This window comes from Neoehrlichia mikurensis (assembly GCF_019186785.1).
Classification (GTDB): domain Bacteria; phylum Pseudomonadota; class Alphaproteobacteria; order Rickettsiales; family Anaplasmataceae; genus Neoehrlichia; species Neoehrlichia mikurensis.
Window position 1 is genome coordinate 769,456 of sequence record NZ_CP066557.1, and the last position, 16,673, is coordinate 786,128.

Genomic DNA, 16,673 nt, shown 5'->3' on the forward strand with positions numbered 1-16,673 from the left:
TCTATATTTACAGTCACTCTATAGCTATTTATTGGTAATCTTCATTTTTATTATTAGTTAAGGTTTGGTGTTATAGTAAAAAATGAATGTTACGTTATTTATCGCTTTTTGTGATAATGCATCATTATATTGTTACGATAACTAATTTTAAAAAGTGTAAGAATATTGTTTGATAATTTTTTTATTATAGGATTTTGATATACTATATTTTTGATAGGTATATTTAATGACCGCAGTATTTAACTTAATTATTTTCAAGTATATTAATATAAATGATATTATTAATAATATTTATTAATTTAAATATTAAATAACTATTTTATATAAAAAATTGTATATATTAGATATATGAAAGAAAGTAAAAGTGCAGTTAGTTAAATAAAAATAACATATTTCCATTGTAAAAAAAAAGTAAGAATAAATTTGAGAATAATCAGTGTTTTGTTATAAAACAGGTAAAGTATTACGAGTTATCCATTATTGTAATTAGTAAAGTTATGTACACAGAAATAAATTTTCGTGATAAATTATAATGAATACTATTATTACGTGAGTGATTTATAAAAAATTTATTAACGATTATAATATATTACATAATTTATTTTACGCAAAGTATATGTATTTACTAATAATGTTAATATTATTACTTATTTTTTAATAAAAGTTAACACGATTAAGTTATGGCACGGAATAAAGATTATTATACATTATGTAAAAGTGTATGAGTTTATATTAAAGGAGTGAATAATGTGTTATATATTTGAATTCTGACGTATATGTATAGGAAAAAATATTATTAATAATATCAAATATAGATATTAATTAACATGATTTATATAAGATTTTATAGGAAAGTACTTATGAGTAATGTTATTAAGTATGTTTTTAAATAGAAAGCTAATCTAACTAATATAACATAAATTTAGTAATGCATTTATCTAGAAAAGAGTGACAATTTTTATACGGTATTTTTATATTATGAATTAGTAATGGGTGATTTTTTGTACTTTAATAAGAATCTTTTAAGTGTAGGATTTAAAAATATTTTGAAATCTTTATAATATTATATTAAAATAGTAATGATTTATGCTGATAAATCTTGTAAATCTTTAATTATAATATCAGGGTATAAAATTAGAAGCAGTGTGTATATTAACAACATTGTCTATGTTCATGTAATGATATATTTTTCATAACTGTATTGTGAGTGTTTAGTTGAATTGTTAATAGTGAGGGATGTAATGTTATATCATCAATTGGTATTAAAAAAGCGACAAGTTAGTAATTCTGATATATGGGTAAATAGGTCTATTTATTTGTGTTCATATAAACAACGTTATCATGTTACACAATCAAGTAGTGACGGCATTAAACGATTAAGTAGTGACGGCATTAAACGATTAAGTAGTGACGGCATTAAACGATTAAGTAGTGACGGCATTAAACGATTAAGTAGTGACGGAGTTAAACGATTAAGTAGTGACGACGTTAAACGATTAAGTAGTGACGGCGTTAAACAATCAAGTAGTGACGGCGTTAAACGATTAAGTAAGTTATATTGTTTAAATGCTTATTTCCATGGAATCAATTACTATAACACGGTTGATAGAAAAAAAAGGAATATGCAAAAATGGAGAAATGCTGTAAGGCAATTTTGTAAAGGTGTACCTCATACGCGGTATAGCGTACCAAAAGAGCAACAGATTAGCATGAATGTAGGCATGAAACCATTTTATGATCATGCAAGTAATATAATACACTGTACCGCAGAATACAATGATAAAAATTATTATAGTGAATTTGGTAGAAAGGATAGTATATTCAAAGAAGGTAAGATGACCTGTAAAGTACGACGTTTTACTTTAAAAGAACAAATGGATAGCATAAAATTTATTGCACGAGATAAGAAAGGTACTTATAGATTATATGATAAAAAAAGTAAGATGCCTTATAATACATATGGTAAAATTGTTAAATGTAAGTTAGATAGTGTAGCTTATGTTATTACGCTTGATAAAAAACTAGTAATTGCTGATGAGTTAACACACGAGATTATACGTAATGAAATAATTTGTCATTCTACATTATTGCGAGGTAAGCCAGGTATATGTGCAGGGGTTATGAAAGTTCATCATGGTAGGATTGTTTATATTGATGATAATAGTGGACACTATTTGCCAACTCAGGAACATTTATATAATGCGGTTAAGATTTTAGATAAGGTGATAGATCATAACGCATGCATATCTTCATTTTCATCCATAATAGTAAACAAGAACTCATGTATAGAACATGAGTTTGCTATAAAGCAAGAAGATAAAAAAGCATTTTTGCATCGTATGGAGAAAGTGGGCAAAGATGGATTAACAATTCCACAAAGATATTTTATAGCTATTCGTAATGAAAGTATGTTATATGCAGTGAGAATAAAAAATAATTCTCTAAAGGTAGGAAGAGAGAAATATAGTAGTATTAGTATTTAATTATTTATTGTTTAACTACTAAGTTCTATTTACTTATCATTTGTTTTATAATTGACGTATTATACAAGCTATAAATGCACGTTGTTTATTATAATAATTTTTGATTAGTATGCTAGGAGCTTTATATTTGTTGTTAGAACATTTTATGAAGATTATTTTTTGTTATTCCATATGAAAAGAACATTCATTATATAATAATATACATAAATATTTATCTATAACGGATTATTAAGGATATAATGTACTATATTTGCAAGTATTGGTTAGTACCTTTATTTACTAAAGTGCTAACAAAGCTTGTCTTTTATTTATCAACACTTTAATTATTAAGATTATTGTAGAGTAAATAAATATACTTATGTTAATAATAATTTAAATAATTGTAATTAAGTTATTTCAATTAGTATACTAAGCATACACGCTATAAATTACTAATAATTAATTGAAGATGTATGGGTAATTGTTATTACGAAACAAATTAATTAATACAAAGATCATAATTATAAAGCGCATCAAATAAAAAAGAAGAGCTTTTATATGGAATAAAAAGGTTAACATTATGAAGAGTATGATTTTCAAGTAATAAGAGTTCTGTTAATTAAGTGAAGATTGTCTGGTAATCTTGAGATCATAAGTTTAATTATAATAATTTTAAGTTGTACTAATAGTATTTAAAATAGTAAATTTACTTAATTATATTGATTAATCTTTTTATAGATTTAATGTCAATCATGAATAACTTGAAAATAAAGTTTTTAGCAAAATATTTTAATTTATTTAATACTTTAAATGCAAAAACAAAATGTAGTATTAATATTAAGTGCGAGTCAATAAGAATGTAAAACAACTAATAACTATATTTATTAATATATTTATTAACATTAATTTAATATTTTAATTTTTATCATTAAAATATTAAAATTTTAATGTGGAGTAAATAAATATTTATGTTAATAAAAATATTTAAAAGAAGAAAAGAATATGATCTAGCATCTAATTTAAATAAGGAATTAGATAGTGTAGGGAAATATAAAATAACTAGTGAACTTTATGATGTATATTCTCATATAAAAAAAGAACAGAATATGAATACATGGAAATATGCTGCTAAACAGTTTGCTGCATGTTCAACAAGTAGTGCAAAATATCATGTTCCAAAGGAGGAACAATTGAGCATAAATTTATCATCGCATAAGCCAATATTTGATCATGATAATAATATAGGGAAGTTATATGATGTTGAGAATCTAGTTATAAATTTATATTATAGTGAAGTTGGAACAAAAAAGCACAATCGTCAAAAGACTTCGCAAGATTTTCCTGATGTATCTGTTGATAAATTTAGTATGAAAGAGCAGTTTGATGCTACGAAGATTATAAAAAAGGATAAAAATGGTGAATATAGATTATATGATAAAGATGGTAATGTATATGATACAACAAGGCAGCAAGGTAAAGCAGTAACAGGTGAGGTAGCTTATGCTATTACTCTTGATGGGAGATTAATTATTGCTGATGAACCGACACATATTATCACTCGTGATTCTTCTGGGGGATTACATGGGGTATATCATTCTACTTTACTAAGATATAAGCCAGGGATATGTGCTGGTACTATGATGGTACAGAATGGGAAAATTACAATGATTGACATAAAGAGTGGACACTACACTCCAGCGCAAGAAAATTTATTTAATGCAATAAAGTGCTTAGATAAAGTGATAGTTCCTGATGCAGAGGTAAGATCACATTCTTATACGATTTGTGATAACGTTGTAAGATCAAGAGCACATTTTGAAAATAAAGAAAGTTTTTTACATCGAATGGAAACTAAAGGTAAAGATGGATTAACAATTCCGGAAAGATACTTTAGTTATATACGTAAATGTAATAAAGCTAGATTAGCGTCTTTAGGTAATGATAGAGATTCTCAAGTAAAAAGTAATTCTGATAATAATCGTTTGAGTTATATTCAAAGATTGCTTTGTGAAGAAAAGAAAGAGTTATGTAGATAAGATAACTAAAAAAACTTTATATAATGAATTAATCAATAGGGCTTATTTTGATTATAAAAAGACGTGATAAGCTTAGTTGTGAAGTATTTATTGACAATTAAGCTTATTAACTTTTTAAGTTATTAGTTTAATTTGATTAATGTTACCTTAAGTTTATGACTAATTAATATTTTAAAGCTTTGTATTCGGTGTAATTGCTGATTATGGAATTATAGATAACAATAATAAGTTATAATTTTTTTAATTATATGTTGTTGAGTGATTTTTAGTACTTTTAATCATATTAATTGTGCATTGGTATTTTGTATAGTAGGTTAAAGCGTGATATAAATAAAATGTAATTTTTTTATGTGAAGAATTATATTAGTATATTCAATTTCATAAGTATTTCACATTTAGGGTTTTAAAAGTTTGATAATACATAAATTTTTTATTTGAGAGATTAATATTCATAATTTTAGCTTATCTGTTAGCTTAATGTTAATGTTTTAGTTTAAAACTATAGCTTAAACAGAAAGTATTTATAATTCTTTTATTGTATACTTTGGTAATAAAACTTATATTTGAATGATTGTATGGGAATTTGTTTTAAGTAGATCTATTTTAGATGTTGTTAAGTATGTAATTATTGAGATAGATTGTGTATTTAAGTAGAATAACTAATGCCAAATTGATATTGTTGAGATCTTTAAAAATATTTTTAATAGTATAATTATTTTAACAATTTTACATATATGTAATATTGATCTTGATAAATATTACTTTTTTATTAAAAAATTAAGTATAAAATATTTTGTGTAATACTATATATTATAAAGTATAATAAAGTTGTTTAAGTTATTGTTGTACAGCAATTTACTTTAATTAATGCCTATAGGGGATGATATTAATTCTTTTTATAACAGTAAAACAAACTTATAGTTTATTCGATAATATTAAAAATATTAAAAAATAATTTAATTTATTTATAATATTGTTAATAGTAATTTAATTTAAGTCCATTTAATATATTAATATATTTAACTAATTAAGATTAAAATTATTATGAGTAAAAATTTACAAAAAGAACAAACAACGCATCAAGATAAAAAAGTCTCGGTTGCCTTAAAAGCAAAGATTAATAATGCAGATGCTATACTACCTAAAGATCAGATGATTTATCCTGTAAATGGACGAAATCCTTTATATAGAACTTTAGATGATTTGTGTAAGGAGAAATCTGCCAAAATTTATCTTATGAAATTTAGTTACGATGGCAAGAATACTGGAGTCATAAGGCAAGATACTGAGGCAAAGAATAGTGTAAAATATAGAATGTATGGCAAAGATGATGAATTGTATAATACACAAATTAAGGATTATGTACGTCAATGCTCATGCAAAAGTGCAGTACCTTTTGTTGTTGGACGTAAAGGAGAATTATTAGTCCTTGATGGTGCAGTAACTAATAAGTCTTCTGATGTGATACGACTTTATACTAAAAGTCATTATTTTTTTGAGAGACGTAAGCCAATAATATGTGCTGGTATGATATCTATAGATAATGGTAGAATTGTTGGAATTAATACCACTAATTCTCATTATGAAGTGTCAAAAGAAAATTTGTATAATACAGTCAAGCTTTTTGAAGACGTGATTAGCAAAAATGCGAAAATTTCACACGAAGGAAAAAGATACAGTAAAAAGTCATTTATAGATATGATGGAAGGCAAAGATAGTTTCTCCTTAGGCGAAGTTCGCAATAAAATTAAAAACTATTTAACAACAGCAGTGGAAAATTGTACTAGTATTGTACGTTATAGAGGTAAAAACAAATATAATGTTAGTGGTAACATTAATGGTAGTTCGAATAATCCGCTTTTGAAAGATCATGTTGAGGGTAGTTATGTTCAAAAAATTACACAAGCCATGGTTCTAGAAAATCTAGAAAATAGTGTGACTCATCTTTAATTCTATATTAGTTTGTATCTCATTTGATAAGGTATTTTATATATAAAATACCTTTATTTAGTGAGTTACAAACTAACATATAAATTGTAATAATAGATGGTAAGAGAATGTTTTTTATTAAAGCTAAAAATTTATAATTAGCTAATGCTAATCTTTTAAGTAGAGATATGATTAAAAATTACAAATGAGATATTAATGTTGTGCTAGTAATGATTGTATTGAGTTGAAAGTTAAATTTAAAGAGTGCTTATCTCTTAGGTAGTGATCACCTGATTTAATAAGATACAAGTTAACGTTTGTAGAAGTGACCTTTTTTGCTATGTGTATTGATGTTTCATATGGGATTGCTAAATCATTCATACCATGGATTAAGATTATAGGACAATTAATATTTATATTATTGTTATTTAATAATAGATGTTTTCTGCCATCTTTAATAAAGTTGTTTGTTATGTTGTATGAACGGTCTTCATCTTTACTGTAAGTAAAAGTAACAGTTACTGGATGATTGTTTTGTAAAAGATTTTTTTCCTCAGGTGTTAGTGCAGCAAAAATTACATTTTCTGTAAAATCTGGTGCAGGAGCTAATCCAATAAGACCAGCAACTTTACTAGGATGGGTTAATGCTATTAGCAACATAAGCCATCCTCCCATGCTTGATCCGATTATAATTTGAGGTCCATTAGTTAATGATTCTATAATGCTAATACAATTTTGATACCAATCGTTGATAGTATAATCGATGAAATTACCACTTGAGTTTCCATGTCCTAAATAATCAAATACAGTTAGATTTAAATTACATTTTTTACAATAATTGTACAAGGCTGTTGCTTTTTCTCCGTACATGCTTGATCCAAACCCTCCTAGTAGTAATATTGATGGCAGATTATTATTTGTCTTTAATTGACGGTACGCTATCCTATGATTATTTTTATGATCTAATGTTAAAAAACTTGGAGAATCCATCATTTTATATTACTCTAATGATTTAAAATATGCTAGTAGGTCAGCAATATCCTGAGGATTCGATATACCTGCAAAGGACATTCTTGTGCCTTTAATGTAAGCTTGAGGTTTTGTCAAAAATGTAAATAACTCTTCTTCTGTCCAGATTCCACCTTTGCTAAGCAGTGCTTTTGAGTAATTAAAGTCTTTTAAGTGTCCTTTATTGTTGCCTATTATATGCCATAAATTAGGGCCTACTTTATTTTTACCTTCTTTTTCAAATGTATGACATGCTACACATTTTTTCGATATATCTTTACCCTTCGCTGCGTTAGCATTTTTTATTAAGGTTTTGATATCTATTGTTTTTTCTGGTGATTCTTGTTTAGTGTTATTTTTAGATAATGTTGTAACTTCATATCCTTTAACGTCGTCTTTATGATTTTTAGGGTTATATATTAGGTCTACTATATTGCTAATAACAAGTATAAGGAATGATGAAAATAAGATTGCTGTTGCAATTTTATTTAAATTAAAGCCATCCATAAGCTTACGTACACCAGGATTATAAACATGACCTTGTTAAGGATAGTTTACTTGTTATATATAGTCAATATGTAACACATATTTTAAATTAGTTTCTGAATTTATAAGTAAATATCATAGTACCTAATGATAAGAAAATAGAATGGAATTATACTAGATATGAAAATATGGCGTTGTTTATTATTGGAATGTGATAAAACTCATCATGTGATATATAATACTTGGTTTAAAAAATAATATTAAAATACATGTTGATGTTATAAGCATAGAGATTAACATAAATTTAGGTGCTTCTTTTATATGATTTGTTACAGGTGGAATAAAAAATGCTTTGTATATTATTGACATAAAATACATTGTATTTAATAAAGTGCTTAGTATTAAAATTGACATAACAAAAAAGTTTCTTTGATGTAATGCTTCAGAAAGAATATAAAATTTACCCCAAAATCCGGAAGTTGGTGGAATTCCTATCATTGTAAGTGCACCTATAGTAAATGCTATCATAGTAATTGGCATGGATTTTCCTATACCATGAATTTCATTTATATTTTTCTTTTTAGTAGATGTATATATTGCACCAACTGAAAAAAATAGTGTAATTTTTCCTAGGGCATGAGATATTAACTGGAAAACTGCAGCCTTTATAGCAGCATTTGTATAAAGCGATGCTGCTACTATAACGTAAGATAATTGTGAAATAGTTGAATATGCAAGTAATTTTTTTAAGTTATTTTGTTGCATTGCAATTAGTGACCCTATTATTACAGTTATAGCTGATACGTACATTAATATGTTATATTCTGGTGCAACTATTTCATGTATTTTTTGTACTCCTATTATGTAAACTATAATTTTTAATATAGTGAATATACCAGATTTAACTACTGCTACAGCATGTAATAATGCACTTACAGGAGTTGGAGCAACCATTGCTTTTGGAAGCCAAAAATGTGTTGGCATAATTGCGGATTTTCCTATCCCATAAGAAAAAAAAGCTATCATAAGAATAAGAAAAAATGCAGAGATATTATCTTTTAATATGCCACCATTATGAAAATCTAAAGTGCCACTTATATTAAAAGTTATTATTATTGCGGGGAAAAATAGCATAATAGAAGTACATAATAGTGTTTGTATATAATATCTGCCAGATAGTAATGAATTGTTATCTATGTAGTAGGTAATTAATGGATAAGTACAAATTGTGAGTAATTCATAAAATATAAATAGTGTTATTAAATTTCCAGAAAAAGCTATACATATAGTGCATCCTATACTAGTGGCAAAGCATGCATAAAAAAGATTCTGTTTTTTATTATGTAAATCATTATGATACATATAACTAAATGTATAGATGTTAGTGACTAGCCATAAAAATGAAGCTAAAATACTAAACATCATTCCTAGTATTTCAATATTAAAGCTTATGTGTATTTGTGGATAAAGAAAATGATAATCCAATAAAAATGCATTTTTATCTTTTACAAAAATACTGTAGATTAGTGCAATAACTATTATTAAGGTAGAAGAAGATATAAGAGTAATAAATTGTTTTGCATATGATAAGTCTTTAAGTATTAAAATAAGTGCTGCACATATAAATGGTAACAAAATTGCAATAATCATTAAAATATTTGCTTGATAAAACAAAGTGCATATCCTCATCAAGAGACATCTACCATTCTTTATATAAATAACAAGAAAATCATACTAAGAAAAGTATTTTTTGAGGAATAGTTTTTAATGTGGCAGTTTTACAAAATATAAACAAATAATTACATAGTGCATTTTAATATTTTTTGACTTCAAAAAGTTTTTTGTATAACTAGATATATAAGCTACATAAAATAATAAGGAAAGTATTTAAGTTAGTATATAAAAATACTTTGCCACAGAGATCTTTTGTAAAGGGAAGCATGAAAAATAGTTTAGTGCTAGCTGGTAGCATAAGTTTTGGTAATACTTCCATGTTTTCAGCATATTAAGATTTAGAAAAGAGTTTCTTTCCATTTGATAAGCCATTTTTATTAGTTGTCTAATGTTTTTTTGTTGATTATTACATGACTAACAGTGTCATAGCTAAGATTTTATAAGGAGAACATGAGACATAGTTTGATGCTAGTATTAAAATAACAATATATCTAATCAGCATTAAACTATCAATGTATTATTAATACATTACAAAACTTTCGTAAATCATAAAACTTTACTATACTTGTATTATTATTATGACGCATATTCTAAAAACTAATTGCATTACTAATCGTATTCAACTGCTTTTATTAACAATATTTCAACACCTTAAATTAAATAAATAATTCTATAATGTTAATTTACAGCATATATTATTATAACTGCCATCAATGCTTTATAAAAAAAAAGAACTTGTTATTATTTTATTATTATTCACAATTTAAATTATTAGTAAGCTCTATAAACTACTATTATATTGATTTTAAATATACCTAATAACACAAAATGCTATTATATCCTACAAGTGCACCTCTAGCAGTAATATTTGACTGGTATAATACTTTAATTAATACTAGTAATATAAATTACAATATTGCCAGTCAAGCTTTACATATGATGGGATACAATGTGTCGCTTGATACAATACCTAATACTCAAATTAGACAATATTTAACATATTTACTCAATAATAAGTTAAAAGAATGGAGCATATTATATGAACAAATACTTAATAAATCACAAATAGAACATAAAATACAACTCAATGAAAATGTATTAGAGATGTTAGAATTATTACATCAAAAAAGCATAAGTATGGCTATCGTAAGTAATAAAAATGGATACTATTTACGTCGTGATGTATATGATCTTAATCTTACAAAGTATTTTAAAAGTATAATAGGAGCTAATGATACACCGGAAAACAAACCATCACCTAAACCAATATTAGCAGCATTAGAAATACTAAATCTTCCACCAACTAAAAAAATATTTGTCATCGGCGATAGTATATCAGATGTTGAAAGTGCAAAAAATGCAAATTGTTTACCTATAATGTATAACCATAATACTAACATTAACGGAGTTTTGTCCTTTACTCACTTCAAAGAATTGAGTAACCTTATAATAAATTTGTCACGTTGAAAACATGAATATATTAGCAACTATTCCTCAAAGAATTTTCGCAAATATTATTGATTCCTTAGTTTTGCTAATTTTTACATTTCCATTTTCATTAATATCTTTAGATATTCCATGCATTTTTTTTCTATATAGCATTGCTGTCAATTGCAGCTATTATACATATTTTTTATCATCATCAACACAAGCAACAATCGGTCAAAAATTTTTGAATATTCACATTATAAAGTGCAATAATAATAAAATTAACATACAAACAGCATTTGATCGTACAATCTCTGAGTTTTTATGCCCAGTCATAATTATGATATTAACTCAAATAGTAAATATTTTTCACAAATCCTATTTTATTGTAATAGTTGCACTTTTATTTCAAATGATAACACTAGCTATGTATGTATATTGGTATTTAATTGCAATATTTTCACACAAAAGGCAAACTATTCATGATATTCTTTTTGATACTATAGTTGTTATAGGAAAATTTTCCAATAAAGAATAATTATTTATGTAAATTAATTTTTATATACTATAATTGATAGGTCTATCTATTAGCATAGAAATAAATCTTCTTTTAGTAAATAAAGATATATAATAGAAAAATTGATATACCATTTTAACAAAAACATATATGATAATAACTTAGTGTTGCAGTAGGCATTATGAATAAAAAAATTAAAGAACACTTATTACAATAATTTATTCGTAAAATTTATTACGTAGTTAATATATAGTCAGTCTTTTCTGGTACAATACATATGATAGAAAAATTGATATACCATTTTAACAAAAACATATGCGATGGTAACATAAATCTAAAGCATTTACTTGGGAGCAAGGGAGCAAATCTTGCAGATATGTGTCATATTGGAATAAGAGTACCTCCTGGTTTTACAATTTCAACATCTGTTTGTAATTATTATTATAAACATAAAAAATTACCTGAAGAAATCTTTGATCAGATAACCAAAGCTATGGAGTTGTTAGAAAAAGAAGTAAATCTTAAATTTGGTGACCCCATCAATCCATTATTGGTATCAATACGCTCAGGAAGCGCTAAGTCAATGCCAGGCATGTTAGATACAATTTTAAATGTTGGACTTAATAATGAGGTAACAGAAGGACTAGCAAATAAAAATGGGCAACGTTTTGCATATGATAGTTATAGAAGATTCATTCAAATGTATGCCAATACAGTAATGCAATTAGATAATTATTTATTTGAAGAAATATTAAATAACAAAAAAAAAGAAATGAATGTTGCATTTAACAATCCAATTACAGATCCATCTGCATTAAAAGAAATTATAGAAGAATTCCAAGAAGTTATACTTCAACAAACTAATCAAAAATTTCCTCAAAATGTACATCATCAACTATATAACTCTATCAATGCAGTATTAAAGTCATGGATGAATAATCGAGCTATTGCATATAGGGAAATACATAATATACCTCATGATCTTGGTACAGCTGTAAATGTACAATCAATGGTTTTTGGTAATATGAATAAGAATTCAGCAACAGGAGTGGTTTTTACCAGAAATCCATCTACAGGGGAAAAAAAAGTATTTGGAGAATTTCTCATTAACGCACAAGGTGAAGATATAGTATCTGGTACTATTGATCCTATGCCAATCAATGTAATGCAGAATTCAATGCCAGATACTTATAATGAATTAATGGAAGTATGTAATAAGCTTGAGTTACATTATCGTGATATGCAGGATATTGAATTTACTGTACAAAATGGTGAGTTGTGGATTTTACAAACTAGATCAGGAAAGCGCAGTGCTCAAGCAACATTAGAAATAGCTGTCAGTATGGTAAAAGAAAAACTCATATCAAAAGAAGAAGCTATTTTACGTGTTGATCACAATTTATTAAGTCAATTACTTCATCCTGTACTTGAAAGTAATCATAATAATATAATAATTGAAAGAGGATTACCAGCATCACCTGGAGCAGCTTCAGGATGTGTTGCCTTTACACCAAGTGAAACCGAGTATCTTACCAAAAATGGTAAAAAGGTTATTTTAATACGTCAAGAAACTAATCCTGAAGACATTAATGGGATGAACAGTGCTGTAGGTATTATAACGTTAAGAGGAGGTATGACATCACATGCAGCTGTAGTAGCACGTGGCATGGGAAAACCATGCATCTGTGGTGCTAGTGGACTATTTATTGATAAAAATGAAGAATTTTTTTACACTAACAACAATATTAAGGTCAATAAGGGAGACAACATTACAATTAACGGTAGTACTGGAGAAATAATGTTAGGCACAATTAAAACAGTTACACCACAACTTTCACAAAGTTTTTATGATTTTATGAGTTGGATCAATGAAATGACAGTATTACAAGTTATGGCAAACGCAGACACTCCAGAAGATGTAAACAAGGCTATTGCCTTTCAAGCAGATGGTATAGGGTTATGTAGAACTGAACATATGTTTTTTATTTATAATAGAATTACTATAATGCAGGAAATGATTATTGCAAATAATATACAAGAACGCAAAGAGTCCTTAGCTCAACTAGAAGTTATGCAAAAAGAAGATTTTAAAACTATATTTTCATGTATGGCTGGCAAACAAATTACCATTAGATTATTAGATCCTCCTTTACATGAATTTTTACCAGATAATGATGTTACACTAACAGAAATTTCACAAAGAACAGGAAAACCTTTAAGCAATCTTAAGAATAAGATATCATGTCTTTTGGAAAAAAATCCAATGTTAGGTCACAGGGGATGTAGACTTGCCATATCATATCCTGAAATATATCAAATGCAAGCAAGGGCAATCTTCATTGCAATACAAGAATTAAAAGAAGAAAAGGGGATTGATAACATAATTCCTGAAATTATGATACCATTTATTATTAGTGAAGAAGAAATTATTATTATCAGCGAATTAATAAAAAACATATCTATACAGTTTAACAATATACCATATCGTATAGGTACAATGATAGAATTACCAAGAGCAGCATTAATTGCAGATAAACTTGCTAAACATGTTGATTTTTTCAGTTTTGGTACAAATGATCTTACGCAAGCAACTTTAGGTATATCACGAGATGATGCAAATAATTTTATAGGATCATATAAAGCAGCAAAGATATTTCGGCATGATCCTTTTGAATTGTTAGACATAGAAGGTGTTGGACAACTAATAAAAATGGCTACTGAACTAGGAAGAAACTCTTTTCCGAAGCATTAAACTATGTATCATGTTCTCCTTATAAAATCCCAGCTACAACACTGTTAGTCATGTAATAATTAACAAAAACAGTTTATTGTTAGAAAATATTTGCTACATGAACCTTAAATTATGCATTGATTTAGATCATTTGAGTAGGGATATCATATATGTTACTAGGTAAAAACGGATTTTATGTTTATAACTATGTGGTGATGCGGTAAATTATTGCATCTTATGTAGTAAATTGCTGTAGTGAACTTTTGATTTATATTATTTATTAAGATCGTGACATTAATGGTAGCTTCTTCCATTATAATTGTATTACCTTGGTGGTTTTGAAATATATTTTAATTAAATATTAACAACAAAGCATTAAATTACTTTTAATAATTAACTGATTATCATCAATATTTGCTATGATTTCTTATAAATTATTATTTTGAGTATCGGTATTTTTTAAACATATAGATAATTCACTTAGTTGATGATTATCAATTTTAGATGGTGCTCCCATAAGTAAATCTTCTCCTGTTTGATTTAATGGAAAGCATATCACTTCTCTAATATTTGATGTATCAGCTAGTAGCATTAATATACGATCTATTCCAGGAGCAATACCTCCATGAGGTGGAACACCATACTGAAATGCCCGTACTATTGAGCTAAATTTTTGATTGACAACTTCTTTGTTATATCCTGCGATAGAAAAAGCTTTATACATTATATCAAGTTTATGATTGCGAATAGCTCCACTTGAAATTTCGATACCGTTACACACAATGTCATATTGATACGCTAAAATATCTAAAGCATTTTTATTATTTAAAGCTTCTAACCCACCTTGAGGCATTGAAAATGGATTATGAAAAAAGTCTATCTTATTTTCTGTATTATTATATTGAAAGTAAGGAAAATCTACTATCCAACAAAATTTGAATGCATCTTTTTCTATTAAGTTTAGTTCTGTGCCTAATAATTTTCTAATTTCCCCTGCAAATTCAGAAGCTTTGTTTGGTATATCTGATATGAAAAATATACTATCTCCTGGATTAAGATTAGATGTGATTTTGATTTTATTTATCTGTGTTTCATTTAAAAATTTTGCTATTGGGCCTTTTGCAATAAAATTATTGTCAAATGTAATATAACCCAATCCTTTAGCGCCAATTTTTTTTGCATATTCTATTTTACTGTCAAAAAAGCTTCTGGGATTATTTGCAGTATCTGGTGCTGGTATTGCTCTTACTACCATACCTGAAAGGATATTTGTCTTAAATGTATTAAAATTTGAATCTTGAAAAATTTCTGTCATATCAGTGATAATAATTGGATTTCTTAAATCTGGTTTGTCAGATCCATATTTTAACATTGCATCGTGATATGTAATTTTTGGGAATTCACGTGATACTTTTTTATTAGAAAATTTTGTAAAGATATTATATAATACTGGTTCAATGACATTGAATATATCATTTTGATTAACAAAAGACATTTCTATATCTAGTTGATAAAATTCTCCAGGAGATCTATCAGCGCGTGCATCTTCATCGCGAAAACAAGGAGCTATTTGAAAGTATTTATCAAAACCGCTTACCATGAGTAATTGTTTAAATATTTGAGGGGCTTGAGGTAAAGCATAGAACTTACCTTTGTGTATACGGCTTGGAACTAAATAGTCTCTTGCTCCTTCTGGAGAAGATGCTGTAAGTATTGGAGTTTGTATTTCAATAAATCCTTGATTCTCCATCATTTTTCGGAGTTCAGTAATTACCTTAGATCTTAAAAGTATGTTTTTTCGTATTTTTTCTCGTCTTAAATCTAAAAATCTATATTTTAATCTTGTTTCTTCAGGATAATCTGCAGTATTAAAAATATTTATTGGCAATACATTAGCTTCTGTTTCAATGTTTAAAAAATGTACATGTACTTCTATATGACCGGTACATAGTGCTGCATTTATAGTTTCTTTATCTCTAGCCGTGACTATCCCCTTTACTGTAATAACACTTTCTAATTTAAGATTAGCTATTGTATTAAAGATTTCATGGTGTGTTGATGCATTAAATACTAGCTGAGTGATACCATAGTGATCTCTTAAATCTACGAAAACAATTTTTCCGTGATCGCGTTTTCTATAAATCCATCCAGATAATGTAACTTCCTTATTTATATCGCACTTTTTTAATTGGTGACATAAATGTGTTCTGTATGTTTGCATAATTCTTACAACTATATTATATGTTATTTTATAATATAATAATGGTTTGCATAGTTTTTACAATTTATTATGTGTCATTTATACAAAACTTGTTCTATATAAACTTAACTATGTATGCAAAACTTATACAAGATTTAACTTTAAAAAAATATAAAACAGTAAAAATAATGAAAAGAATAAC

10 protein-coding genes are annotated in these 16,673 nt (G+C 26.6%); 6 read left to right on the forward strand and 4 right to left on the reverse strand.

Annotated elements, in window-relative coordinates; translation table 11 throughout:
• Positions 1 to 1,241 precede the first annotated feature (1,241 nt).
• The 3 genes from HL033_RS03090 (at position 1,242) to HL033_RS03100 (ending at position 6,448) form a co-directional block, all read left to right on the forward strand.
• Positions 1,242 to 2,483, forward strand: a complete 1,242-nt coding sequence (locus HL033_RS03090; RefSeq protein ID WP_218193842.1) for a hypothetical protein — start codon at positions 1,242 to 1,244, stop codon at positions 2,481 to 2,483.
• 947 nt (positions 2,484 to 3,430) lie between these two features.
• Entirely contained in the window at positions 3,431 to 4,498 is a 1,068-nt protein-coding gene (locus tag HL033_RS03095) for a hypothetical protein (protein ID WP_218193843.1), read from the forward strand.
• 1,044 nt (positions 4,499 to 5,542) lie between these two features.
• The gene (locus HL033_RS03100; RefSeq protein ID WP_218193844.1) at positions 5,543 to 6,448 is read left to right on the forward strand and encodes a hypothetical protein; all 906 of its coding nucleotides are present in this window, start codon (positions 5,543 to 5,545) and stop codon (positions 6,446 to 6,448) included.
• 192 nt (positions 6,449 to 6,640) lie between these two features.
• On the opposite strand, the gene HL033_RS03105 is transcribed toward HL033_RS03100, so the two are convergent.
• From HL033_RS03105 to HL033_RS03115, 3 genes are all read right to left on the reverse strand, one after another.
• Positions 6,641 to 7,420 (reverse strand): alpha/beta hydrolase, encoded by a 780-nt coding sequence (locus HL033_RS03105; RefSeq protein WP_254815644.1) that lies wholly within the window; start codon positions 7,418 to 7,420, stop codon positions 6,641 to 6,643.
• Positions 7,421 to 7,426: 6 nt separating this feature from the next.
• Complete coding sequence (locus tag HL033_RS03110; RefSeq protein ID WP_218193845.1) at positions 7,427 to 7,942, reverse strand: c-type cytochrome; 516 nt, start codon at positions 7,940 to 7,942, stop codon at positions 7,427 to 7,429.
• A 180-nt stretch (positions 7,943 to 8,122) separates the two neighbouring features.
• A complete protein-coding gene (locus HL033_RS03115) occupies positions 8,123 to 9,595 on the reverse strand; it encodes a proton-conducting transporter transmembrane domain-containing protein (protein WP_320414800.1) in 1,473 nt (490 codons plus the stop codon).
• Positions 9,596 to 10,423: 828 nt separating this feature from the next.
• On the opposite strand from HL033_RS03115, the gene HL033_RS03120 reads away from it, so the two are divergent.
• The 3 genes from HL033_RS03120 (at position 10,424) to ppdK (ending at position 14,292) form a co-directional block, all read left to right on the forward strand.
• Positions 10,424 to 11,062, forward strand: coding sequence for an HAD family hydrolase (locus HL033_RS03120; RefSeq protein WP_218193847.1), 639 nt, complete (start codon positions 10,424 to 10,426; stop codon positions 11,060 to 11,062).
• Positions 11,063 to 11,066: 4 nt separating this feature from the next.
• Positions 11,067 to 11,561, forward strand: coding sequence for an RDD family protein (locus tag HL033_RS03125; protein WP_218193848.1), 495 nt, complete (start codon positions 11,067 to 11,069; stop codon positions 11,559 to 11,561).
• A gap of 256 nt (positions 11,562 to 11,817) precedes the next feature.
• The gene (gene ppdK / locus HL033_RS03130; protein ID WP_218193849.1) at positions 11,818 to 14,292 is read left to right on the forward strand and encodes a pyruvate, phosphate dikinase; all 2,475 of its coding nucleotides are present in this window, start codon (positions 11,818 to 11,820) and stop codon (positions 14,290 to 14,292) included.
• Between the two features lie 406 nt (positions 14,293 to 14,698).
• On the opposite strand, the gene aspS is transcribed toward ppdK, so the two are convergent.
• On the reverse strand, positions 14,699 to 16,492 hold the full coding sequence (gene aspS / locus HL033_RS03135) for an aspartate--tRNA ligase (protein WP_218193850.1): 1,794 nt from the start codon (positions 16,490 to 16,492) through the stop codon (positions 14,699 to 14,701).
• Positions 16,493 to 16,673 lie beyond the last annotated feature (181 nt).

Excerpts from the sequence above, each read along its gene's own strand:
- HL033_RS03090 (WP_218193842.1), top strand. The coding sequence starts at position 1,242 with ATGTTATATCATCAATTGGTATTAAAAAAGCGACAAGTTAGTAATTCT.
- HL033_RS03095 (WP_218193843.1), top strand. The coding sequence starts at position 3,431 with ATGTTAATAAAAATATTTAAAAGAAGAAAAGAATATGATCTAGCATCT.
- HL033_RS03100 (WP_218193844.1), top strand. The coding sequence starts at position 5,543 with ATGAGTAAAAATTTACAAAAAGAACAAACAACGCATCAAGATAAAAAA.
- HL033_RS03105 (WP_254815644.1), bottom strand. The coding sequence starts at position 7,420 with ATGATGGATTCTCCAAGTTTTTTAACATTAGATCATAAAAATAATCAT.
- HL033_RS03110 (WP_218193845.1), bottom strand. The coding sequence starts at position 7,942 with ATGGATGGCTTTAATTTAAATAAAATTGCAACAGCAATCTTATTTTCA.
- HL033_RS03120 (WP_218193847.1), top strand. The coding sequence starts at position 10,424 with ATGCTATTATATCCTACAAGTGCACCTCTAGCAGTAATATTTGACTGG.
- HL033_RS03125 (WP_218193848.1), top strand. The coding sequence starts at position 11,067 with ATGAATATATTAGCAACTATTCCTCAAAGAATTTTCGCAAATATTATT.
- ppdK (WP_218193849.1), top strand. The coding sequence starts at position 11,818 with ATGATAGAAAAATTGATATACCATTTTAACAAAAACATATGCGATGGT.
- aspS (WP_218193850.1), bottom strand. The coding sequence starts at position 16,492 with ATGCAAACATACAGAACACATTTATGTCACCAATTAAAAAAGTGCGAT.